The sequence below is a fragment of the Bartonella sp. HY328 genome, from assembly GCF_025449335.1.
Classification (GTDB): Bacteria; Pseudomonadota; Alphaproteobacteria; order Rhizobiales; family Rhizobiaceae; genus HY038.
This window is the reverse complement of sequence record NZ_CP104884.1, coordinates 161,378-185,606: the sequence shown is the minus strand read 5'-3', so window position 1 is coordinate 185,606 and position 24,229 is coordinate 161,378. Positions and strand designations below refer to the sequence as shown.

General features: G+C 40.2%; 18 protein-coding genes and 1 riboswitch. Of the genes, 12 read left to right on the top strand and 6 right to left on the bottom strand.

Annotated features, from left to right (window positions below; translation table 11 throughout):
- The first annotated feature begins 5 nt into the window (after positions 1-5).
- From N5852_RS14255 to N5852_RS14245, 3 genes are read left to right on the top strand one after another with little or no spacing between them, the layout of a single operon-like run.
- Positions 6-1,310, top strand: coding sequence for an MFS transporter (locus N5852_RS14255; protein WP_262099830.1), 1,305 nt, complete (start codon positions 6-8; stop codon positions 1,308-1,310).
- A gap of 17 nt (positions 1,311-1,327) precedes the next feature.
- Positions 1,328-3,127 carry an ABC transporter ATP-binding protein gene (locus N5852_RS14250; protein WP_262099829.1) on the top strand — a complete coding sequence of 600 codons (1,800 nt, stop codon included), beginning with the start codon at positions 1,328-1,330 and terminating at the stop codon, positions 3,125-3,127.
- On the top strand, positions 3,120-4,949 hold the full coding sequence (locus N5852_RS14245) for an ABC transporter ATP-binding protein (RefSeq protein ID WP_262099828.1): 1,830 nt from the start codon (positions 3,120-3,122) through the stop codon (positions 4,947-4,949). The genes N5852_RS14250 and N5852_RS14245 overlap by 8 nt, the downstream gene beginning before the upstream one ends.
- Before the next feature lie 84 nt (positions 4,950-5,033).
- Here N5852_RS14245 and N5852_RS14240 read toward each other — a convergent pair whose 3' ends face one another.
- Both N5852_RS14240 and N5852_RS14235 read right to left on the bottom strand, forming a co-directional pair.
- Positions 5,034-5,639 carry a hypothetical protein gene (locus N5852_RS14240; protein ID WP_262099827.1) on the bottom strand — a complete coding sequence of 202 codons (606 nt, stop codon included), beginning with the start codon at positions 5,637-5,639 and terminating at the stop codon, positions 5,034-5,036.
- Between the two features lie 212 nt (positions 5,640-5,851).
- A complete protein-coding gene (locus N5852_RS14235) occupies positions 5,852-6,652 on the bottom strand; it encodes a Phenylacetic acid catabolic protein (RefSeq protein ID WP_262099826.1) in 801 nt (266 codons plus the stop codon).
- A gap of 462 nt (positions 6,653-7,114) precedes the next feature.
- On the opposite strand from N5852_RS14235, the gene N5852_RS14230 reads away from it, so the two are divergent.
- Positions 7,115-7,942 (top strand): class I SAM-dependent methyltransferase, encoded by an 828-nt coding sequence (locus N5852_RS14230; protein WP_262099825.1) that lies wholly within the window; start codon positions 7,115-7,117, stop codon positions 7,940-7,942.
- Positions 7,943-8,198: 256 nt separating this feature from the next.
- Here N5852_RS14230 and N5852_RS14225 read toward each other — a convergent pair whose 3' ends face one another.
- On the bottom strand, positions 8,199-8,756 hold the full coding sequence (locus N5852_RS14225) for a hypothetical protein (RefSeq protein WP_262099824.1): 558 nt from the start codon (positions 8,754-8,756) through the stop codon (positions 8,199-8,201).
- 237 nt (positions 8,757-8,993) lie between these two features.
- Between N5852_RS14225 and N5852_RS14220 the strand changes: the two genes are divergently transcribed.
- A complete protein-coding gene (locus N5852_RS14220) occupies positions 8,994-9,581 on the top strand; it encodes a hypothetical protein (protein WP_262099823.1) in 588 nt (195 codons plus the stop codon).
- A gap of 201 nt (positions 9,582-9,782) precedes the next feature.
- Here N5852_RS14220 and N5852_RS14215 read toward each other — a convergent pair whose 3' ends face one another.
- From N5852_RS14215 to N5852_RS14205, 3 genes are all read right to left on the bottom strand, one after another.
- On the bottom strand, positions 9,783-11,021 hold the full coding sequence (locus N5852_RS14215; protein ID WP_262099821.1) for a tetratricopeptide repeat protein: 1,239 nt from the start codon (positions 11,019-11,021) through the stop codon (positions 9,783-9,785).
- 108 nt (positions 11,022-11,129) lie between these two features.
- A complete protein-coding gene (locus N5852_RS14210; RefSeq protein ID WP_262099820.1) occupies positions 11,130-12,404 on the bottom strand; it encodes a tetratricopeptide repeat protein in 1,275 nt (424 codons plus the stop codon).
- Positions 12,405-12,600: 196 nt separating this feature from the next.
- On the bottom strand, positions 12,601-13,530 hold the full coding sequence (locus N5852_RS14205) for a tetratricopeptide repeat protein (RefSeq protein WP_262099819.1): 930 nt from the start codon (positions 13,528-13,530) through the stop codon (positions 12,601-12,603).
- Positions 13,531-14,374: 844 nt separating this feature from the next.
- Between N5852_RS14205 and repA the strand changes: the two genes are divergently transcribed.
- The 7 genes from repA to N5852_RS14170 all read left to right on the top strand — a co-directional run bounded on the left by repA (position 14,375) and on the right by N5852_RS14170 (position 24,213).
- Positions 14,375-15,553: a plasmid partitioning protein RepA gene (gene repA, locus N5852_RS14200; RefSeq protein ID WP_262099817.1), complete on the top strand. Its 1,179-nt coding sequence runs from the start codon at positions 14,375-14,377 to the stop codon at positions 15,551-15,553.
- The gene (repB, locus tag N5852_RS14195) at positions 15,553-16,788 is read left to right on the top strand and encodes a plasmid partitioning protein RepB (protein WP_262099816.1); all 1,236 of its coding nucleotides are present in this window, start codon (positions 15,553-15,555) and stop codon (positions 16,786-16,788) included. Before repA ends, repB begins: the two co-directional genes overlap by 1 nt.
- 826 nt (positions 16,789-17,614) lie before the next feature.
- Positions 17,615-18,256, top strand: a complete 642-nt coding sequence (locus N5852_RS14190) for a helix-turn-helix domain-containing protein (protein ID WP_262099815.1) — start codon at positions 17,615-17,617, stop codon at positions 18,254-18,256.
- A gap of 460 nt (positions 18,257-18,716) precedes the next feature.
- A riboswitch (cobalamin riboswitch) is annotated at positions 18,717-18,923 on the top strand.
- Between the two features lie 98 nt (positions 18,924-19,021).
- Entirely contained in the window at positions 19,022-20,071 is a 1,050-nt protein-coding gene (locus tag N5852_RS14185; RefSeq protein ID WP_262099814.1) for a DUF1852 domain-containing protein, read from the top strand.
- A gap of 26 nt (positions 20,072-20,097) precedes the next feature.
- Complete coding sequence (locus N5852_RS14180) at positions 20,098-21,126, top strand: methionine synthase (protein WP_262099813.1); 1,029 nt, start codon at positions 20,098-20,100, stop codon at positions 21,124-21,126.
- A 178-nt stretch (positions 21,127-21,304) separates the two neighbouring features.
- Positions 21,305-22,048, top strand: coding sequence for a class I SAM-dependent methyltransferase (locus N5852_RS14175; RefSeq protein WP_262099812.1), 744 nt, complete (start codon positions 21,305-21,307; stop codon positions 22,046-22,048).
- On the top strand, positions 22,048-24,213 hold the full coding sequence (locus tag N5852_RS14170) for a TonB-dependent receptor (protein ID WP_262099811.1): 2,166 nt from the start codon (positions 22,048-22,050) through the stop codon (positions 24,211-24,213). The genes N5852_RS14175 and N5852_RS14170 overlap by 1 nt, the downstream gene beginning before the upstream one ends.
- Positions 24,214-24,229: the final 16 nt, after the last annotated feature.

The following is a 24,229-nucleotide window of genomic DNA, read 5'->3' as shown; positions in this document are numbered from 1 at the left end:
ATAATATGATGAAACAAGGCGCAAATAATACTATCAACCAAGATAAATCAGCTAAGAGCAAAACGGGGGAAAATAACCTTTTGCTCATGACGCTTATTGGTGCTTTATATTTTTCGCAAGGCCTGCCAATGGGCTTAGCGATGGAAGCATTGCCGGTCATCATGCGGCAAAATGGGGTTTCGCTTGAATTATTAGCCTTTGTTCCCTTGGCAGGATTACCTTGGGTGTTAAAAATATTTTGGGCACCTTTGGTTGATAATCATTGGAGTGCGCGGCTTGGACGGCGGCGTAGCTGGCTATTAGCTATGCAAGCAATTTTGATCCTATCGATGATCATCTTGGCCTTTATTCCAACAACAAGTAATAATGCTATTTTGATGATGATACTCATGGCGGTTGGCATGACTGCCAGTGCAACACAAGATACCGCCACCGATGGGCTTGCAGCAGAGCGGCTTCGTGCTGGTGCCTTAAGCCGTGCCAATGCTTTGCAAATTGGCGGCATGATGGCAGGTTTCATGGTTGGAAGCGGCGGTACTTTGTTATTTATTGATAGCCTTGGCCAACAAACCCTATTGCTTTTATTAACATTATTTCCATTGTTTGCCTTTGTCCTTGCGCTTATTTGGCAGGAATATCCTATAGAACCTTTCTTATCGCCTGCAGATCATGTGGTTTACAAAGCCCGCCTAAAAGACTGCTTTGCCCGCCGTGGCATCTGGTCTTTATTGTTGCTTGCCTTTCTTTATGGCGGTGCTCATGCCGGCGGGGTCAGTGTTACCAAATTATTTCTTGTTGATCTTGGTTGGACAAGCCGCGACACTGGAATTGTTACCACCTTGGGTGGGCTTATACTCATTTTTATTGGTAGCCCAATAGGCAGTAAACTTGCCAGCTATCGCTTATGGTTTGGGCTTAGCACCGGCGTGTTTGTTGTTATGCTGGGGCTAGCTTTTTGGGGTTTACTTGCACTTGGCACAGTAAGCGTTAATTGGGGAAGTGTTATTTGCGCAACCTTATTACTCAATATTGGCAGCGGTATTATTGCCGTTTGTGCATCCACTCTTAACATGGCTTTTGGCGGCTCTGGTAAACAAGCTGGTACCGATGTCACCTTGTTGCAAAGTGTCAATGTCGTTGGCGAAATGATGTTAGCTGGCATGGTTATCGGCCTTGCTGCCATGCTTGGCTATGGCATGATGTTTCTGCTGGTTGCAGCTGGGTGTTTATTTATTTTACTTGCCGCACGCTTGGTTAAAGCAAGGCTTTCACCAGCCGCCCTTGCACCCTTAAAAACCAACAATTCTTAAGAGGAGGTGTATTTAAAATGGCAAAAGCGATAACAGCATCAAAACTAGCAATTGATAAAAAGCCAGATTATCTCGCAAGTTTAAAACTTATCATTCATTATAGCCAAAATTCACGGATTAAGATAGTTTTATCCGTGCTGCTTGCGTGTTTAGCAGTTGCCTGCGAATTAGTGCCGGTTTGGCTGGTCTATCAACTTGTAAGCGCGGCAATTGATGGCACTGCTTCCTTAAGCAGTTTTGTGCTTTATGCGTTTTTTGCTCTTATCAGCGTTATCATTAGTTTTCTATCACTTGGCTTATCGATTAGTTTTTCCCATATTGCCGCTTATGACATCATCTACCAATTGCGAAGCAGTCTTGCCCGCCATATTGCCCGTGTACCACTTGGCATTTTTGCTAATCACCGCAGTGGCGACGCTAAAAAAATAATGATTGATGATCCTGAAACTTTGGAAAAAATTGCCGCCCATGGTTTGCCAGAAGGCATCAGCGCCTTGGTAACTTTCATTGCCGTTTCCATTTGGCTTTTTATTGTTGATTGGCGCATGGCGATTGCCACTATTATCATCACGCCTTTATCTTTTGTGCTGCTTACCATGGCGATGATGCGCGGCGGCCGCTTGGCTGGTGCCTATCAAGCGGCAAGCGCTCGCATGAATGCGTCAATGGTTGAATATTTAGCCGCGATGCCGGTGGTTAAAATTTTCAACCGCAGCGGCGAGAGTTTTTCTCAAACAGCAAAGGCAGTGCAGGATTATACCGATATTGAGCTTGCCTCGGCTAAGTTATATTTGCCGCTTGGCAGCACATTTTATTCGCTGGTTCTTGCCAATATAACGGTTATTTTACCCGTCGGCGTGATTTTGCTGTATTATAACACTATTGATTTACCAATACTGCTGTTTTTCTTAATTTTAGGCGGTAATTACGGCCAATCATTGCTTAAATTATTTAACCAATTTCACACCCTTGCCCATATCAGCATGGGGTCGATGTTAATTGGCGACTTGCTCAATACAGCCGAGCAAAAGGACAGCGGCGCAATTATTGACTTACAAAATAGCGATATATGTTTTGATGATGTTTGCTTTGGCTATCAAGGTCGTGAGGTTTTACATCATATAAATTTTACAGCAAAAACCGGCAGTGTTACCGCGCTCGTTGGCCCATCAGGTTCAGGTAAAAGCACGATGGCAAGCCTTATTGCCCGCTTTTATGACGTTGATAGCGGCAAAATAACCATTGCCGGAGTTGATGTGCGTGATATTGGCTTGCAACAATTAATGGATAATGTCGCTTTTGTCTTTCAAGATAGTTTTCTTTTTTCTGATACGATTGAAGCCAATATTCGTTGTGGCAATAAGACTGCCAGCCAAGCCGATATTGAAAACGCAGCTCAAAGCGCCCAAGCCCATGAATTTATTTTGGGCTTGCCACAAGGCTATAATACCCATTTAGGCCAATTGGGGCGGCGTCTATCGGGCGGCGAAAGGCAACGCATTGCCATTGCCCGCGCTATTTTAAAAAATGCCCCAATTATTATTCTTGATGAAGCAACCGCTTTTGCCGACCCAGATAATGAAGCCGCTTTACAGCAAGCGCTTGGCGCTTTAATTGCCAACCGCACCCTTATTATGATCGCCCATCGCCTCAGCACAATTATTGCTGCCGATACAATATTGGTTGTTGACCACGGGCAAATTGTCGCCAAAGGCAATCATCAAAGCCTTGTTGATGAAGGCGGCATTTATGCACAATTATGGCAAGACTATAATTATAACCAAGATCAAAAGGAAAAAGGTGGGCAAAATGGTTAATCAAAGCACAAATAATCAACCGCGCTCAGACTTGCAGAGCCTAAAAAGACTTTGGCAATTGGCAGGCCCGCTTAAAGGCAAGGTGCTAAGGGGTATTTTTTTCCGCTTTGCGCAATCCTTAGCGCTTGGATTTGCTTTTGGGGTTATGATTTGGGTGGTAACAAGCCTCATTGATGGCCGTCCTTTAACGGGCGTTTGGATTGGGCAAATTATTGCTTTGATGATTGTATCGCTTATCGGCCAAATGCTATTTGGCTATTTAAGCGCTGCCAATAGTTGGTCGGCCAGTTACGCATTAGCGAGCCAATTGCGTATGACCCTTCTTGATCATTTGCGTAAATTGCCAATGGGTTTTCACCTCTCGCGCCATAAGGGCGACACGGTAAGCGCGCTTACCAGTGATATGCAAGCCATTGAAGGCTTTTTATCCGATGCTTTGCCGCGCATTGCCCAAGCCTTTGGTATTCCGCTGATGGTGTTGGCATTTTTAGCCTGGCGTGATTTTGCTGTGGCTCTTGCCGCCTTTATATCGATTTTATTATCAGTGCCGATATTTTTATGGTCAAATAAACGGCTTAGCGCTCTTGGCATTAAGCGACAAGATGGCCAAGCAGATGCAGCAGCCCATATGATTGAATATGTGCAAGGAATTAGCGTTATTAAGGCCTATAATCTGGTGGAAACGGGGCAACAACGCTTTTATAATGCTCTAAAAGCCTTTCGTGATATATCGATAAAGCTGGTTTTACAACTAACTGTACCGCTTATCTTATTTGCTGGCGTCCTTAGTCTTGGCATACCGCTTATTATGCTTATGGCTGGCTGGCGCTTTTTTAGTGGCGCCATTGACCTTGCAAGCTTGGTGACTTTTCTCATTTTAATTTTTAGCGCCTATGCGCCATTGCTAGCATTAATCAGTGTTATGGAACAAACGCGCATTGCTGATGCCGCCTTAATCCGTCTTGACCGCATTGCCGCCGCAAAACCGCTTTTAGAACCAACCACTAGCAAAGTGCCAACCGATTATGATGTTGCCTTTCAAAATGTCGGCTTTAGCTACATTGCGGGAAATGAGGTTTTGCAAGATGTGAGCTTTAAGGTAAAAGCTGCAAGCACAACGGCAATTATTGGCGCATCAGGTTCTGGCAAAAGCACAATCCTTAATCTTATTGCGCGTTTTTGGGACGTTAACCAAGGCAGCGTGACCATTGGTGGCATTGATGTGCGCGACATGGATGAAGCAACGCTAAATCAAATGATAACCGTTGTTTTTCAAGATGTTTATCTATTTGCCGGCACTATCTATGACAATATTGCTTTTGGCCGCGAAGCGGCAAGCAAAGCCGAAATTGAGGCAGCAAGCAAAGCTGCCAATGCCCATGATTTTATTATGGCTTTACCCAAAGGCTACCAAACATTAATTAGTGAAGCTGGCAACAGCCTATCAGGAGGCGAGCGCCAACGCATTTCAATTGCCCGCGCCATTTTAAAAGATGCGCCGATTGTGCTTTTGGATGAAGCAACAGCAGCAATTGACGCCAGTAATGAACGCGCTATTCAACAAGCATTGGCATTTTTAGTAGCCAACAAAACCTTAATCCTTATTGCCCATAAATTATCGACTATTCAATCGGCTGATGAAATTTTAGTGCTTGATAAGGGTAAAATTATTGAACAAGGTAGCCATCAAAGTCTATTGGCGAAAGACGGCGCATATCGATTTTTTTGGGAAAGGCGCAAACAAGCTGAAAATTGGCATATTAACGCGTTTTCCGAAAAGTGTGAAGCGGTTTTCGGGCAAAAAACGCGGTGTAAACAATGAATTAGAGCGCATATCTGATCCAATCAGATCGAAATGCGCTCTAAAGCATAATTTTTAAACAATTAGAAAATACATACAGCTAAATTATTGATTGTCATAGACAAATTCAATGCTATTTTGATGGCATTTTTGTTTGGTAGTGCGTTCTATAATTTGCAGATCAATCGGCCCTTTCGTATCAAATTCATACAAATTATAATCAAATAAAGAAAACTCCTTATTATCAGGATTTAAATCCATATAAATATCGACATAACTATTTTCTGCTGATGGTTGGTAAGCAAAACTATATTCACTCACCGTTACAACTAAATATTTTTTATTGCAAAAGAGATCTGTTATTTGAACATCCTCAATTGAAACACTAGGAACGGCTCGTTTATCTAATATATATTTTAGTTTTTTATGAAGGTTATTATATTCAACGTCCATATCAAGATAATAACCATGATCTTTATATAAAGGATTATATTCACTATATAATGTTACCTTGAAATTATCATTATCTAATTTTCTTATGAAGATTTGCTTGTCTTTAAGGGCATGAATTTCCGTATATGCTTCAGTTATAATATCTTGATATCCAGCAGATTCACTATCAATAAGTGGTTTACTCGTTGAATTTTCTGCAATTGCAAAATTAAACGAAAAAAAAACAATTAAAAAAGAAAATAATAATTTCATTGTCATAGAATATTACCTTCCATCTATCCATCATTAGATACAAAATATTGATTAAGGTAAGGATAGCATTTAGGCAATATTATCACAATTGCTTTATTGCGGGTAGTTATCTACTACAAAATAGTGCTACTAATTAAATAAAATATGAAGCAAGGTAAAACGCGCATTCTTCGCGTATTGTCTAATATAGATTATGATTTTAGTTTTGAATTTTTAAACTAGAGCTTAGCTATAATCTTCAAAGATTGGCGTAATTCTTCTGCGCGTAAGTTGAATTCTGCTAACATTTCCCCATTGCTACGACGGCGCAAACCAAAAGCCTTTAACCTTTCAAACCGATCTGAATTGCTGGAACCAAAAATGGCACGTATCTTCGGCAACCAATAAAAGAATGATGTTTTAAGCCCTTGGCTCGTGCCATTCTTATAAGCACCTTTTGCAAGGCGCAATAATTCATCGCGGAAAATATTGGTATGGCGTTGTTCAATTAACTTAATAATACTAAAAGCTTCCGCTAATGGTGCATAGGATACTTGACATAGGTCGTGCAAGGTAATTTGCCCTGCCTTACCTATCAGAACGCTCATCATAGCAGCGTCGCTCCAGCTTGAAAAAGGGTAATGAAACATCGGCGCACGCATGTCGGTTGCCACAAGTCCATTAATATCGCCGTGGCGCGGCAAGCGCGTAGACCAGTTTATATTATTATTTAAATGCTGGCTATTATTGTAAGCATTGGTTTCAACACCAAGGTCCATCAAAAGACTTAAAACTCTCTCGCCGCTTTCTACTTTTTCCAAAATAATACGGGCCATATTAATGCGTTGATCCAAGCCAGGTGCTTTATTTATTACCAAAGCATAGCCAGCAGAGGCAGCAAGCTCACTATCAATAAAGGAAGTCATTAGCCGCACCAAATCAGCGCGATAGCGAGCAGGAAGATTGCTAGGCTTGGAAAGGACACCGCCGTTTTTCAGATAGGTTTCAAGACTTATCGCCTTGTCAAACTGATTGCTCATATCTTTTTCTTTTTCCTTGGATTTATCATTGAGTAAATAACAAATCTATCAGACATCTCATAAAAGGCTATTTATAGGTGAAACCAGCCAAATCAAGATGCACTCCAACTTATAATTACCGTCCCTGCCCTTTTAATTAGCAATATTGATAAAGCAACATGTTATTATGCTAATACAGCGAAAGCTTATTAAATTAGCATTTAAAAGTTAATGATGATTCACGTGTAACATATTGTGCCACCGCGGCACTAGGGTCATTATTGACTGCGAAAAGCAATTGACAGCACAAATAGTTATATTATAACAGAACAAAACTTGTTAACACTCAACATATGGTCAATTAAGTAGGCCTTTGTTTTAAGAGCCAACACCATTATAAGACCATTGTTAAATCACTATTCACATTGCCATTTTAATCATGAGTAATTTTTACCTTCTATACCCGATGATTGGATTGTTTCATTGAAAAAAATTGAAAAACCAAATAATTTATTAGATAGTACAAATACATCAACCTCCACCATCAGTAGCAAACCCAGCACCTCAGCTTTGTTCCAATTTATCGAAAGCCTCCAAGCTCCCAATGAATGGGGCAGCTTTTTGGATGCCGGTACCGGGATAAATTCTGCTCACTGGTGTGCAAATTTGCCAACAACAAAATGGGTCGGCGTTACAGGCGCAAAAGATTATGCTAAACAAATTGAACAAAGTATTGGTGAGCGCTTACGGCCACAGGATGAAATTTTGGTTGGCAATTGGGGCGACAAAACTTTTTTAGAAAACCAAAGCTTTGATACCGTGCTTGCCGATTATCTTTTGGGTGCGATTGAAGGCTTTGCCCCTTATTTTCAAGGCAAATTATTTGCCCGCCTTTATCCCCATGTCAAAAAAACACTTTATGTCATTGGCTTAGATCCATATATTAATGCACCTGTCGCCACTGAAGCTGGCCGCATGGTGCGTGAAATTGGCCGTATGCGCGATGTTTGCCTTTTGCTGGCCGACCAAAGCCCTTACCGCGAATTTCCAGCCGAATGGACGTTAAATAGTTTAAATGCTGCTGGCTTTAAAATAACCGAAGCGCGGCGTTTTCCCAACCGCTACCGTGAAAAATGGGTTCATTCGCAATTAGATATGTGCGTGCGCCGCCTCCCCTTATTTAAAGACAAAGCACTTGCGAAATCTTTTGCGACCACCATTGAATCTTTGCGTCGCGATGGCCTTGCTCTTTGCCGCGAAGAAAATGGCTTACGTTATGGCGCCGACTATGTGATAGCCTGCGAGGTTTAAACGCGGAGCATAAATGGCAATATTATAAAAGTAAAAAATCATTGGGCTACCTTAGGTAATTTCAGTTATTTAAGCTTAGCCCCAATGATTTTAACATTTGCTCTTATTTGCTGTTTTGATAAAAACATCATAAGAAGTTGCTATATTTTGCGAATGCACTGAAATTGCAAGTTTTCTAAATGACAGCAATGGGTTTGCGAAAAATGAAAAAGGCCTAGCAATGCCAATAAGCGTTAGACAATCTATTGCCCGCTATTTATTGTTCGTTATCTAAACTTGGACAAAGCCCACCCATATAGTCAACAATGCCCTCATTCGTCGAAGCATATTCCACAAATTGCTTATTCTTATCATGCGAATTTCTTTTAATGACTGCGGCATGTTGCAAATATTTATTATATAAAACATCATTGTGCTTATTTATTCGCATAATAGCCGGCGCTATACCGTAAATCATATATATTAAGTCATCATCTTCTTTTAAAAATTCTAGCGGTTGACAAGACAAACCCTGAATAGCTAAAATTTTTGTATCCTCTTTCTCGATATAAACTTTTTTATGGTGTTCTTTCAACAACGAGAGTTGCATTAAAAATCGGGTAATGCCGTCTTCATCTAGTTGAAATAAGGTCGCGTAAAATTCTCCATCATCTGTTTGTATGATGAATTTATTGTCTTTAAACTCATAATTTTGTATTTTAGTTACGATTTGTTGTTGAGCCAATACTGACATTGCTCCTCCCAAAACCAATAAAACCGACAAAATAATTTTAAAGGTTAGGCGCCCTGATTTCTTTCGCAAAAATTTAAACATATTTTACCCCATTAAAGTTTAACTGCAAAAATTTAAGCCTGTTAAGTCAACCAAACCAACTGCCACGATATTTTTAAATAATTTATCATCCAATTCAACACATTTAAAAATTTTTAAAATAATTTGGCACTGTTGTAATTAAAGATGATTGCCAGACAAATTTATAAAATAGCTCGTTTTTAAAATAATTGGTAATTTGAACTTGCCTTTTTTAAAAAACCACTATCATACTATAGTATGAGCGACTTGATCGATAAATATCTACCCAATTTCCAATTTGAAGAAGTGCATGCAATTGAAATTCATGCACCGCGTCAAAAGATATTTTCCGCTCTCCAGCATTATGATGCGCAAAAGGATTGGCTCATTGCCAGTTTTATTGCTTTACGCGAAATTCCGTTGCGGCTTTTGCAAGCTTGTAAATTATTAAAAGACGTCGCCCCTACTCCGTTTAATCTTGATAAATTTACCCTGCTTGAAACCTTGGAAGATAACCAAATTGCCTTTGGCTTGGTGGGCAAGTTTTGGAAAGCCAATTATGGCTTGGAAATGATTGCCGATGGTGAAGCGTTTTGTGCGTTTGACAAGCCCAATAATGCAAAACTGGCTATGCAGTTTAAAATAGATGCTATTGACGGTGATAAGAAACCGTCCTGTCAAAACCGTTTTACATTACAAACAAAAACACGTGTTTTTTGCCTTGATGGGGAAAGCAAAAGACGCTTTACCCCCTATTGGTACCTTATCCGCCCTGTAAGCGGCTTAATTAGAAAAAGAATGCTAAAAGCAATAAAGCAGCAGAGTGAAACCACGACTTTGCCCTAATGAAATGGCGGCAAAAAATCCAGTCAAAAATTATAACTAATTGTTTTATAATAGTAATTACTCAATTTATACGGCTGACAAAACATGATGCCTTGTTTAATTTTCATGCTCTAGAGCGCTTTTCGATCTGATCCAGTCAGATCGGCGCTCTAATCAATTGTTTACCTGCGTTTTTTGTCCGAAAACCGCTTCACACTTTTTTTAAAAACGCTCTAACTCATGCAGCTTTCTTTTGGCTTTTTCACTACCAGCATCACTCGCGCGCTGATACCATTTGATGGCCTCCGCTTTATTTAAGCTTTCACTTTGCAGATAATAAGAGCCAAGTAGTAATTGCGCAGGCAAATCTCCTTGTTCGCCAGCAAGGGTTGAAAGTCTTAAAAATTCATTTGGATTTTTTTCAACATTAAGACCAACTAAATACTGCACCGCTAAAGCTTTTTGACTTGGGCCATCGCCTTGTTGGCTTGCAAATCTATACCACTTTATCGCTTGTTTTTCATCGGGTTCCGCAAGACCACCAAATTGATAAACATAGCCGAGTAAGGATTGGGCGCTTGTAAAATTTTGCTGTGCAGCGTAACGGAGCCATTTAATTGTAGTGCGTTGTTGGTCATCAACATAAAGTCGATCTGCATATTCGCTACCGAGCCGGAATTGCGCCAACACATAACCATTACTTGCCGCCAATGTTGCCCAATATTGGTTTAGTTTTTTGTCTTTCTTTGTTCCAATTCCAAAATCGTAGAAAATAGACATTAAATATTGTGCAAACACATCCCCCTGTTTGACCGCGCTAGTAATATAAGCAAAGGCTTTATCATTATCTTGATCAACCGATTGTCCGAGCGAATACATCATACCTAAATATCGCGTTGCTACGCGATCATGTTGTGCAGAAGCTTTATTAAGCCACAGCAGTGCTTGTTGAACATCCTTTTCTACAAAAGTGCCAGTTTCATAAAGAAATCCTAAATTTCCTTGCGCCACCCTATAGCCCTCCTGCGCAGCACGGTGCAACCATTTGAGCGCTTCAGTCTTATTTTTGCCAGTACCAACACCGTTATAATAGAGCATAGCTAACGATGTTTGTGCAGAAAGATCGCCGTCAACAGCAGCTTGCTTTATAAAAGCATAAGTTTGCTTGGGATTTTGCTCTACCCCAAGACCATTTAAATATAAAAGTCCAAGATTGTTGCGGGCGGTATTATTGCCGTTTTTAGCACTACGCTCAAACCATTTTGCTGCCTCAACAAAATCCTCATCAGCTATTTTTTTAATAAAATAAAATTCACCTAATTCATTTTGCGCATCTGCAAAACCCAAATCAGCCTTAAGGCGTAGAAACGGTTGATTGGGATAATAAAGATAAGCAAATCCAGCAATAGAAGCAAAAGCCGCTAAAACTAGGGTGAAAAATGCAGTAAAATATTTTCCCATTAGGTTCATTCTTTCTTAGGCTTTTTGCATATGCACTATTGATTAAAAACGCATTTTATAAAGGCTTTGAAAATATTATCTTGCTTTATCCCCTAAGCCCGATAAGGCTTAACGGCTAAGCTGCTGACCTTTTATTTTTTCTATCATTATAGCAGCTTGTTTATTGCCGCCATCAGTGGCACTTTGCAGCCACTTTAACGCCGCATCAATATTTTGATGCGCGCCATCATTATAATAAATAAGTCCCAATTGATATTGCGCTTCGTCATCGCCCGCTTCCGCCAACGGGTTTAATAAGTTGATCGCTTCAGCTGCGTCTTTTCTAACGCCCTGCCCGTTTAAATACATATGAGCCAATTGCATTTTTGCAAAATCATCACCACGATCTGCTGCTTGGCGAAACCATTTTGCGGCTTCAACAAAATCTTGCTTAACCTTGTCACCATGATAATAAAGCATACCAAGATTGTAACTTGCTTGCGGCATATAGATTTGCGGTACATAGGCATCAGCCGAAAGCTTAAGCCATTTTACTGCTTGCGCGTCATCTTTATTGGTTATTTTTCCGGTTGAATAGATGGTGGCTAGATTAAAACATGCCTGCGGGTGTTGCTGCTCGCAAGCGCGTTTAAACCAAAAAATGGCTTGTTCATCATTGTGCTTGTCATAAATATCAGAATAATAAAACACACCAAGATTATATTCCGCCTGGCGATAGCCCTGCTCAGCGGCTAGAAGAAAGTATTTTTCAGCCCTATCAAAATTGACATCAACCGCAATACCATTGCTAACCATAACGCCAAGACTAAATAACGCCTCAGCTACTCCAAAATCTGCGGCAAAGGAATAATGTTTAAACGCGGCTTTATCATTGATTTTGGTACCAATTCCATAGCGATAGATATTACCAAGGCTATAATGAGCCATTGGCGCGCCTTGGTTGGCAGCACGTTGATACCATATACGCGCCTCTCTTAAATCTTGCGGTACAAGTTCCCCATAAAAAACCATATCGGCAAGCTTGAGTGCCGCATCTCCATTGCCTTCTTCCGCTGCTAATTTAAGCCAGTTTTTTGCAGTTAAATAGTTCTGCGGCACCCCATCACCATTCATATATAATATTGCTAATTGATAAGGCGCATCGCGGTGATGATGGTTGCTTGCCAATTCATACCAATGGGCAGCTAAGACATAATCTTGGGTAATTCCATCACCATATTCATAAGCTCTCGCCAATTGATATTGCGTATCTTTTTCGCCCATATCGGCTTTAAGGCGTAACAGGTGATTATCGGGATAATGAAAATGTACAAAAGCGGCGAGGGCGCAAAGGGCAATAAGCACAACACTAACCAAAGCTAATAATTTTTTGATAATCCCCATAAACACCCCTCATATAAAACTCTATGAACCAAAAGCTAAACCCAAACATGGCTAAAGACAACACAGTTTTGCAAACCATCTAATTAACTTGCTGCTTGATACTTGACACTTGATGATGACAAATGGTGGCGCAAAAACTTTTGCTGGATTAAGCAGCAAGAATGGGGCAGGGGGCAAATAATGAAGATAAGGCCGATTAATCAGCGCCCGGTAATAATAGTTTTTCGGCTTGTTTATTGCCAAAAGAAGCGGCTTTGAGCAGCCAGATTTGCGCTTGGTTTTCGTCTTTTGGCACGCTCCACCCATTTAAATAAAAATTGGCAATTTCCAGCATTGCATAACTATTATTCTGCTCTGCTGATTTTTTAAACCATTGCATTGCAGCGCTATAATCAAATTTAGCACCGACACCGGTCATATACATAATAGCTAAATGATATTGCGCCTGATCATTGCCGCGATCTGCCGCCTGTTTGATGTTCTTATAGGCTTCAAATAGGTTTCGTGTTGTACTATCACCATTATATTGCATTAAACCAACATAAAATAGGGCAGGTGCCAATTGTTGTTCAGCAGCTCGGCTAAACCACTTAAACGCGGCTTTTTTATCAACCTCATAAATTTTGCCATAATAATGAGTGTCATATTGATAAATGCCAAAATAATATAAGAGGCCAAGCTGATATTGCGCCTGCGCATAATTTTGCTCGCCGGCAAGGGTCAACCATTTTAAGGCTTGACGGTAATTTTGATTAACGACATCGCCATAAAAATAAATGGCTCCCAAGCGATATTGCGCCGGCGCATAGCCTTGATGGGCTGCTAAAGTTAGCCACTCAATGGCTTTGGCATAATTTTTAGCCACGTCCCAGCCCACCAAATAGCGTTCACCAATATTATATTGCGCCCAAGGATCATTGGTTCGCATAGCTAATTCTTCAAGCTCAGTAATATCTGCAAAGCGATGCGGCTTTGATATTGGCTTTGGATCACGCTCCAAATCCGTAGGGGACACATGCAATTTGTGCGGCGTATCGGCAATTTCAATAAAGGCAGCTAGGCAGCTAACAATGACAAGACTTGCGAGAACAGATTTTTTAAAAGGGCTGCTATGACGTTTTGACATTCACTACCCTTTCCTTGCAGCGTTGAAAAAACTTATGTGAATATGGGTTGTTAATTTTATTTTAAAACAAGGTAGAGCAGAATATTTTTAAGGTCTCATTAAATTTATTTCGGTTAAAGCAAATTATATAATGTTTATATAAAAAATGGCAATCGTCCTTATTGGCCATTTTATTGACCAAAAGTTCCCAGCAGGGAACCATGATGTAGCCCACCAATAGCGCTCCAGATATAAACCCCGATAAAAAGAGAGACAATGCCATAGTTCCCAGCTGGGAACTTTCACTAAAGTACCTTTAAAATTATGAATTTTTGACAATTATTGAAATATTATTTTTCAATTTAAAACCAGTAGCTTATCTTATAAAAATCGGATTTTTCTTGCATGTAAACCAAAATTAGATTAAATACCTTTTATGGTCAAAATGCCGAAATAGGTTTTCACATCTCCTCACATTATCTTTTTTAGTTGCCAAATAGAATACAGAACAAAGCAAGAACAAATCCATAAAAACTATGGTTAATTTTTTTTCATCAAAAGCGCAATTAGTTTTTGCAATGCAAATCCGAATCTGACATATTTTTGTAACGCTATTTTTTCGTATTTCGTTTATTTGGCGTATTTTAAAAATGTAAACCGCTTATTAACCAACCACACGTATCTTTTAACTGCCTAAAGCGATAATCACGATGTTCTATAGCTTGTATGATCGCAGCTTTGTTCATCACTCGACGTGTTATATCAATAAAGGCAATTAGCGAAGTGTCAAATTAAACCGGCTTATTGAATTAAGGCAATAGGTCAAGCCAATAGGTTTATTGAACCAATAATGAGGAGAAAGCACTTGCCGCGTCATTTAAGCAGTTTGCATTTTATGAACAGCTTTTCCGCAAAGTTGGAAAAGGCGCTTAATAATTTGACCATGATGCAATTTCCCCCTGATGCAGAACGCGCCATGCGCAAATTCTCATCAACCGAGGTTGCCAATCTGCTTGGTGTTTCTGAAGCCTATATTCGCCAATTATCTTTAAAAGAGCAGGGGCCAATGCCGGAAACCACCAATAATGGCAAACGGCTTTATACTTTGGAACAAGTTTTAGAACTGCGTTTCTATTTGGCTGAAAATGGCCGCAAAAAATGGATCAATCCGCGCCGTATAAAAGGCGAGGACTGCCAGATTATTGCCGTTAGTAATTTTAAGGGCGGCTCCTCAAAAACCTCAACCACCATTCACCTTGGTCATTATCTTGCATTGCGCGGATATCGCGTTTTAGCGGTGGACATGGATCCGCAGGCATCCTTAACCAGCCTGCATGGTGCCTTGCCCGGTTTTGATTACCGCAATGGCGACACGCTTTATTCTGCCATTCGCTTTGAAACTCCCGTACCAACAGTGGACATTGTTCACAAAACGCATATTAGCGGCTTTGATGTTATTTGTGCAGGGCTTGAACTCACCGAATTTGAAACCGCTGTGGCGCTTGAAATGCGCCAAAAGGGCGGCACAGGATTTTTGTTGCGCGTTTCGCAAGCGCTTGAACAAGTGAGTGATAATTATGATATTATTTTGCTTGATTGTGCGCCATCGTTAAACTTTTTAACCCTTTCATCACTGACCGCAGCAACGGGCGTTTTAATTCCGGTACCTGCCCATATGCTTGATGTTGATTCAACCGGTAAATTTTTAGAATTGGCCGCCTCTTATATGCAAATTCTTGACGATGCAGGGGCTAGCAGTCAATGGGATTTTGCTAAATTCCTCATTACCAAATTTGAAGCCAATGACATGCCACAAGCCAATATGCAGGCTTTGATGCGGCAAGTCTTTGGTGAAGATCTTTTGTTAAATAGCGTTGCCAAATCCACGGCTATTGCTGATGCCCTAACATGGAAGCAAAGCCTTTATGAGGTGCAAAGGTCGCGCTTTTCAGCACCTAAAACCTATGATCGGGCGATGGAATCGTTAAATGCCGCTAATGGCGAGATTGAAAGCCTAATTGTGCAAGCATGGGGGCGTGAATAATGAAAGCCAAAACCTCAAAAGGTCTATTTGCCGCCGTTTTATCCAAATTAGATGAAGAAAAAGACGATGTGAGCGATGTTCAACAGCTGGCGCGTTCTAGCAGTCCACATTTAATGAAAGTTGCAGCTGGCGTTAAAGAAATGCAGGCACGCTCAAAGCTTGCCGATGAAGTTTTGCGCACTGGCAGTCAAATTGTAGAAATTGATCCTTTAAAAATCAAACAATCCTTAATCAAAGATCGTTTGGACAGCGATTATGATGATGCAACTATTGGCGAGCTTGAAACCTCAATGCGCGAAAGAGGGCAAATTGTGCCAGGTCTCGTGCGGCCAATTGCCGGTAAGGTTGACGAATTTGAAATTGTTTATGGTCGCCGCCGTCTAGCGGTTGCCAAACGCCTTGGCATTGCCTTTAAAGCTGCCATTCGCGCTTTAAGCGACGAGGAAGCAATTGTTTTTCAAGGTGAGGAAAACACCGCCCGCAATGATTTATCCTTCATTGAAAAATGTCTATTTGCCAAAGCCCAAGAAGATGCCGGCTTTAAGCGCGAGATTATTTGTGCCTCCCTAAGCACTGGCAAATCGCACATATCTGAAATGATCAAACTAGCGCGGCAATTACCACTGCCCCTTTTAGAAATAATCGGCAAAGCTCCAAGTATAGGCCGTGGTAGGTGGGAGGAATTAGCCACATTATTAAAAAACATGCCAAACGATGATTTTGACCATCAATTGCCCATGTTGATTGCTCAATGCGAAATCGCTGAAAATAGTGGTGGCCAAGATTTTCATGCCTTATCATCAGATGCTAAATTTGCGGTTATTTTTGCAAATCTCGCCACAAATTTTGGCACTAGAGATGCGGCGCCTGCAACAAGCAAAAGTAAATTTAAAACCAATAAGGTAACAGTCAATAAAAGCAAATGGCAAAGCCCTGACCAAGCAATTGAAATCACCGTGCAAAAAAGCCATGGCAATGCGATTTTTACCTTAAAGCCTAAAAGCGAAAGCCCAAAAGCCAATAATGTATTGGATAACAACAATTTTGATATTGGCGCGCAAAATAGCTTGATGACAGATAGCTCGTCTTTCAACAGCGCGACAACAGGTCAAACCTCACAAAATGAGGGTGAGGCAGCTTTTAATGGCTTTGCAGATTTTTTAAGTAGCCGGTTAGATGCGCTTTATAGCGCCTATCAGCAAGCTGCGAAAACCAAAAAACAAGGAGATCAATAGGCAAAAAAAGGCCCCGCCAGATTTAAATTAAGGTTTTACCCCAATTCAACGCTGTGGAAGCCTCTTCTCAATATGTAGCAGTTTGAGAATCGCATTTCCGCACAAAACTGTCAAGTATTTTTACGCGCTTTTTAGTGCATGATATTGTTTTGCCTTTTTTTAGCACCATTGCTAAAGGCCTCAATCATCAGCATTTATAAGGCTTGAGGTTGTTTGTTTAAATTTATCATGTCGTTTAAACAATATCACATGGCAATTGGCCGTTTAATCCATGCCATCACCTTCCGTGTAAAATCTGCGATAATTGGTTAAAACTTTAAAAAATCTTGCTGGCACGCAATCCAAAACCATTCATTACTTAGATTATTATCATGCTTAAATGAGCATAAACATTCAACGCATAAGTTTTCTAACTTTTGTGAACGATGTTTTTTGCTCAAATATCCAAGCAAAATAATTCAAATAATGTTTGGCAGCAACCAGGTTTGCAAAGGCATTTTATCCAGCCTTTTTTCTCCCCACCAATAAAATCCGTTTTAAACCGCCGTTTTTTAAAAAACGGCATGCCCGTATAACGCTTTAAAAGATGAAAGGAACGATGCAAAATAATAATTTAATATAATCAGATCCTTAGGCCATTATTGGCGCAAAATTTTGTCTGTTTATAACGCGAATTTGCATAGGTAAATTTGCGAATAATGATTTATTGTCTTTTGCATTGTTAAAAAACATGGAAACACTTGGCCAAAGCCTTTTGCAAAATGCCTTGCTTAAAAAAGCATTTTTTAAACAACAAAGCTCCGCATGCATAAAGCCTGCTCATCAAATGAGCACCATTGATGAAATATCAAAGCCAAAACCGTTTCGGCGCAAATCATATCTTTTGGGTGCCATTGAAAAAAAGATTTTTAAAAAGACTGATCGGCGCTCTTTAAAAAGGCTTTTGCTTGCCGCAAAACGGTTTGATTTACAAAAACGTCAAAAGGGGCAACGCTGCGGCCCACTTGGGACAATTGCACTTGAAGTGCTTGAATATTTTATCAATATTATCGATTATAAAACTGGGCGACTTGAACCAGCCATTGCCACAATTATGCGCAAAATCCGCCGCTCTCGCGATAGTGTGGTGCGTGCATTAAAAGCCTTGCAAAACCACGGTTTTATAAATTGGGTACGCCGCTATAGTCATAATGATAGCGCCGACGGTCCGAGCTTAAAACAAGCCAGCAATGCCTATTGCTTGAATTTGCCAGAAAAATGCGCCCATTTAGTTATTGATAATGCACCACTTTGCCAACATTTAAGCGATGAACAAATTGCGCGAAAACACCAACAACAAGCAATGTTTGATGCCCTTTCTTATCATGAACAGATCGCCTTGGATTTTAATGACAATCCAAAACTTGCACAACAGCTTTTACAATTTGCAGATAGTTTTAAAAACTCTAAAGCAGATTTCGATATTTAGAGCAATAAGCCTGAGTCCGATCAACAGACAGAATATCAAACTTAATATATTTATAACTAACATACTAAAAGATTTAAGTTTCAAGTACCAATTTTTTACCAAAATTGCGATATTAATCATGGAATATACTGAGCTGAGGCCTAACAAAAAGCTGATGTTGTAGGTTTAAAAAATCGCCAATGTCACAATAATTCAATTAAGGCTTTGAACAGGGATATAATAGCTTTTTTAAGCCTTATCGTAATCTTATGATGAATAATTTTATACTAACTTGTAAAAATCTTTTTTTAAAAAAATGCTCTTGATAAAGACAATAATTTTTTACGCAATAATACTTCATAAACAAAATGTTTAAGTTAACATGGTACCTAAATTTTAACAAGGAAAGCAACTTAACGAGCATAGCACATAGAGATATAAATATTCCTTTATATGCTATTGACTGCTTCATTTATTTATGCCAGAAAATTATCGTCGTGGTTCTCTATTTTTAAAAAAATAGAGCTAAGAGGGAATTCGGTGAAGATATTTTCGGTTCCGAAGCTGCCCCCGCAACTGTGAACGTTGAGCCTTTATTTATGTACAACCACTGGATTTAATTCTGGGAAGGTAAAATAAAGACGTTGACCCGTAAGCCAGGAGACCTGCCCCGACGAATATTGTCCACGGGCGGGGTGTCCTGGTGTGCTATAACAAAGGCCATATGACGGTCTTTATTGTTATGCGTGCGCTGAACCATGCCTCTTTAACTTATGGAGGTCAATCATGTCTCGAATAACACTACCATTCATCGCAACAGACCAACAGTCTAGTGATCATCAGCGAAATATAGGTCATCATGCCTTTACTTTCGCTCTCAAAAGCCAGCCTTTTGATGAAAATTATTGTCCTGCCGACAATACTCGGCTCACAACGAATTTTGCCAATTTAGCCAGAGGAGAAAACCGTCAAGAGAACCTCCACAATAGTTTGAGGATGATTAATAACCGTTTTAATACGCTTGCACATTGGGATAACCCTGAAAGTAACCGTTATAGCGTTGAACTAGAAATTATTTCAGTAGAGATGACGATTAATGCGCAATGTCATAATGATGCTTTCCCGCTGATTGAAATATTGAAAACGAATATTATTGATCAAAAATCGGGAGAACGCATTGAAGGCATTGTCGGAAATAATTTTTCTTCCTATATCCGCGATTACGACTTTAGTATTGTTTTACCAGCTCATAATAAAAATCGTTCCACTTTCAGTATTCCTGATGATTTTGGAAATCTGCATGGAAAATTGTTCAGATATTTTCTTAACTCGGAGATTTATCTAGAGCATTTTCAAAAGTTACCAGTCATCTGTTTGAGTGCCTCTACCAGCAAATCATATAGTCGCACGAGTAATTTTCACCCTATATTAGGCAATGAGTATCAACAAAATGAACTATCTTTGACCGATCAATATTTTCAAAAAATGGGTTTACAGGTTCGCTTCTTCATGCCTCGCAATAGCGTTGCGCCCTTTGCCTTTTATTTCATTGGTGATCTATTGAATGATTATACGAACCTTGAACTTATCAGTATGATCAGCACAATGGAAACTTTTCAAAAGATTTATAGACCAGAGATTTATAACGCCAATTCCCCTGCAGGTGCCTATTATAATCCAAGTCTTGAACACCAAGATTATTCGCAAACTCGAATTATTTACGACCGCGAAGAGAGAAGTAGGCTTGCTGTTGAGCAAGGAAAATTCGCTGAAGAGCATTTTATCAAGCGCTATCAAGTCGTTGTTGAACAATGCTTTTCCAACGATAGCCTTTAAAACACCGATAAATAGGGTCGCTTATTATGAATAAATTATTGCCTACTTCAACTGCTGGTAGTCTGCCCAAACCCTCGTGGCTTGCAGAACCAGAAAAACTTTGGTCACCATGGAAATTACAGGGAGAGGAACTTATTGAAGGTAAACAAGATGCCCTGCTTTTGGCCTTGGAAGCCCAACAACGAGCAAGGATTGATATTGTCAGTGATGGGGAGCAGACGCGCCAGCATTTTGTTACGACATTTATTGAACATCTTAGCGGCGTTGATTTTGAGAAGCGGGAAACTGTCAAAATTCGCAATCGCTATGATGCGAGTGTTCCAACAGTGGTCGATGCTATATCGCGCCCAAAGTCGTGCTTTGTTGAAGATGCTAAATTTTTACGCCAGCAAACCAGCAAGCCAATAAAATGGGCGCTTCCTGGCCCTATGACCATGATTGATACACTTTATGATGCCCACTATAAAAGCCGCGAAAAATTAGCATGGGAGTTTGCAAAGGTTTTAAATGAAGAGGCTAAAGAACTAGAGGCTGTAGGTGTTGACATTATCCAGTTTGATGAGCCCGCATTTAATGTATTTTTTGATGAAGTCAATGATTGGGGCATTGCTACGCTGGAAAAAGCAATTGAGGGTATCAAGTGTGAAACCGCTGTCCATATTTGTTATGGTTATGGTATTAAGGCTAATACGGATTGGAAAAAGACTTTGGGATCGAAGTGGCGACAATATGAAAATTCCTTTCCTAAATTACAAAAATCCAACATCGATCTAATCTCATTGGAATGCCATAATTCTCATGTTCCGATAGACTTGATTGAACTTCTTCGCGGAAAAAAGGTGATGGTGGGTGCTATTGATGTGGCAACTCATAATATTGAAACACCGCAGGAGGTTGCCAATACTTTGCGCAAAGCGCTTGAATTCGTTGATGCCGATAAGCTTTATCCATGTACGAATTGTGGAATGGCTCCACTACCGCGAGAAATAGCCCATGGTAAACTCAATGCTTTAAGCGCAGGCGCACAAATCATCAGACAAGAGCTTGCAGTTTAGAATATATATAGCAATGATTAAAAAAGTGATGTGGATTATATATATCTTCTTTTCATAGGTTTAAAAGTGATATTATGATTACTCCCCCTATCTTTTACCTTAGTTTCTTTATTAATTTAACTCTGCGCTAATTTGCTTAAATTGATGAACGAAAAATCAAACAGGATTTAATCTTATAATGTATTCTAGTTCCCACAGTAAACAGCAAGTGACTGATCCCCTTGCTTTATATGCAAGTGCGATTGATACGTCAAATTATATCAGTCAGGTTGCTCCAGTGGTTAACAACCTTGCTCCTAATATTGGCAGCTTGATTGATATAGGAGCAGGTGCTGGGCAATTGGGCAATGCTTTACGTGGCTTAAAGTGTGCTTGGACGGCAATAGAGCCATCTCCTTTCATGCAAAGTCGCCTTGCGCAATTTGTAAATCCACCGCAAATTATTGCTAAAAACTGGCAAGACGAAACAATTGATGATATCGCTGCCGATACGGTATTAGCAGCAACCATGCCAGCTTATTTTGATGATGCTGTTGGCTTTTTAGAAACTTGTAAAAAATGGGCAAAGCGACAAATTATTTGGGTTGTTGCCGCCCAAGCCGCGCCAAAGGGTTTAATTCTGGCTGCATGTTTACCGGCAAACTGGCACCTTGAAAATACAACACCTGGAATTGATATTGTTCTACCGCAGTTGGAAAACCACAAGCCACATCAGATGCAAATGGTTGATTGGACTTTTACGCTTGAAATTGATGATCTTCAAATCTTTGCAAATTTTCAAGCAGATCGTTTGAAGTGGGCAAAAGATGATCCAAGAAGAGCTGAAATTTATCACCATCTCAAGCAGCAAGCAGTCACTACTTCAAATGGCTTTAGCCTTTCATGTCATCGCCGTTCTGCTATTCTTGTTTGGAGTATTTAATGTTGGATTTACTATCTAAAAAGCTTTGGCTAAGTTTTGGACTTAGTAGTTTATTTTTGTCCTCGACTGCTTTAGCAGATGATACTACCATTCTTGATCCTATTGTTATAACTGCGACAGGACGTGCAGAACCTGCCAGTAATATTGCCGGAACTATACAGGTTATAAATGCGCAAGAAATCGAACGCTCATCAGCTCAATCTATAACCGATTTACTTGCCGAAAATGCCGTTGGCTTTTTTAGTGAATGGACACCGGGGCAAACGTCAATCAATATTCGCGGCGGGGCTAGTGATGGACAGGGTAAGGATTTTCGCAGTCAAATTCTTGTTTTAATGAATGGACATCGTGCTGGTAGTGCAAATTTATCTAAATTATCCTTAGCAGATGTTGAGCGTATAGAAATTATTCGTGGCCCATCATCGGTTGTTTATGGTAGCCAAAATATTGGTGGCATCATCAATATTATTTTAAAAACTGGGCTTAGCGCGCAAGGTACAAAGCTCAACGCCGTTACAGGCTCTTGGGGATTGCGAAAAGGCAATTTTCAAACCGGCGGAGTATATGAAAATATTGATTGGTTTTTTGGTATTTCAGGCGGCGCACGCGATGACTATCATTCAGGTCGTGGCGGCTCAAAAATGCGCAATACGAGTTGGAAACGCTTTGGGGTAACGGGAGCCTTGGGCTATGAATTGAATGAAGACAATCGCTTTGAAGTAACATTGCGTAGCGATGGAATTTATGATGCAGGATTTAGGGGATCGAGTGCTAATATTTATAGTCAAGATGACCGTTATAATCGTTCGATAGATATGAGCTATTTTGGGCAATTACCCAATAAAAAAATAAGCTGGATGTTACAAGCTTATGGGGTACGTGATGTTGATGATTTTAATTGGGCGTCGCCGATTATCCGCGCCGGTAATGGGGTTCCTGCCCTTGGCACGCAATCAGACCATAATCGTCGTCAACTGGATATTATGGGAACCCGTTTTCAACCACGTTTTGCGCTGTGGGAGGGCAATGATCTGCTCATTGGTTGGGATTTTGAGCATAGTCGCTTGCGTTCAAGTCGCGAGCGTGTTGGCGTAAATGGTAATAATCTTGCGCAAGTTGCACCTCAAGATAATAACCAGTCGGAGACGGTTAATGCTATTTATATCGAGGATTCGCAAAAGCTGTTTTCTGACCGTCTAACGCTGCGAGCAGGTATTCGTGGTACCTATGGCAAAACTAATCTCGATTATACACCAAATTTAACCTATCAAATACCCAATAGCGCTCATTATGACGCAACAACATGGTCAGCAGGTGCAACCTTTAAAGCAAGTGAAAGGTTAAGCTTACGCATTGGCTATTCAACGGGCTTTAGGGCGCCTACAGCTACCGAATTAGCGGCAGATTTTACCACTTTAGGCGGTGGGCGCATTTTTGGTAATTCTGCCCTTAAAGCTGAAAGCAGTAAGCAAATCGAAACAGGTGCTAGCTATTATGGGAAAAATTGGCATATAGATCTTGCCGTTTTTAAAAATACTATCAGTGATCGTATTCAAACACGCCTTCGTAGTGATAATAGTAATACATCAGATTATGTGAATAATTCTGCTGATATTGTTATTGATGGAAGCGAGCTGCAATTTCATCTTGATGTTTTACCACTTATTAGGCCGCATGAAGAAAATTGGCATTGGAGCCTTTTTAGTAATGGGGCATATAATTTTCATATGGTAGATAAGGGCGCATCAGCGTCTTCAAATACACGCAATCCACAGCGTATATATAAATATCAAACGGCAATTGGCACTAGGTTTGGTGAAAAAGAAGCGCGATACCCATGGTCATTGCAAGTTACGGGCATTTTACGGGGCCCAATGTGGTATAATACGGAAGAAAATCTATTAATACCTTTTGCCGAGCCAAATCGTAATTGGATACATCGCAAAAATTCCTTTTGGATCGTAAACATGCGCGGCGAAGTTGAGATTTCAAAGGGACTATCACTTTTTTCTCAGGTCAATAATTTATTTAATCAAAACAATCATCCTGTCCTTATCGGTCTTGATGAAGCACCCTATAAATTAGATCGACGATTTACCAATGGGGGGAGGGGGACGTCAATGCCGGGATTGGAATTTCAAATTGGTTTGCAAGCAAAATTTTAATATTCTTGATAAATAG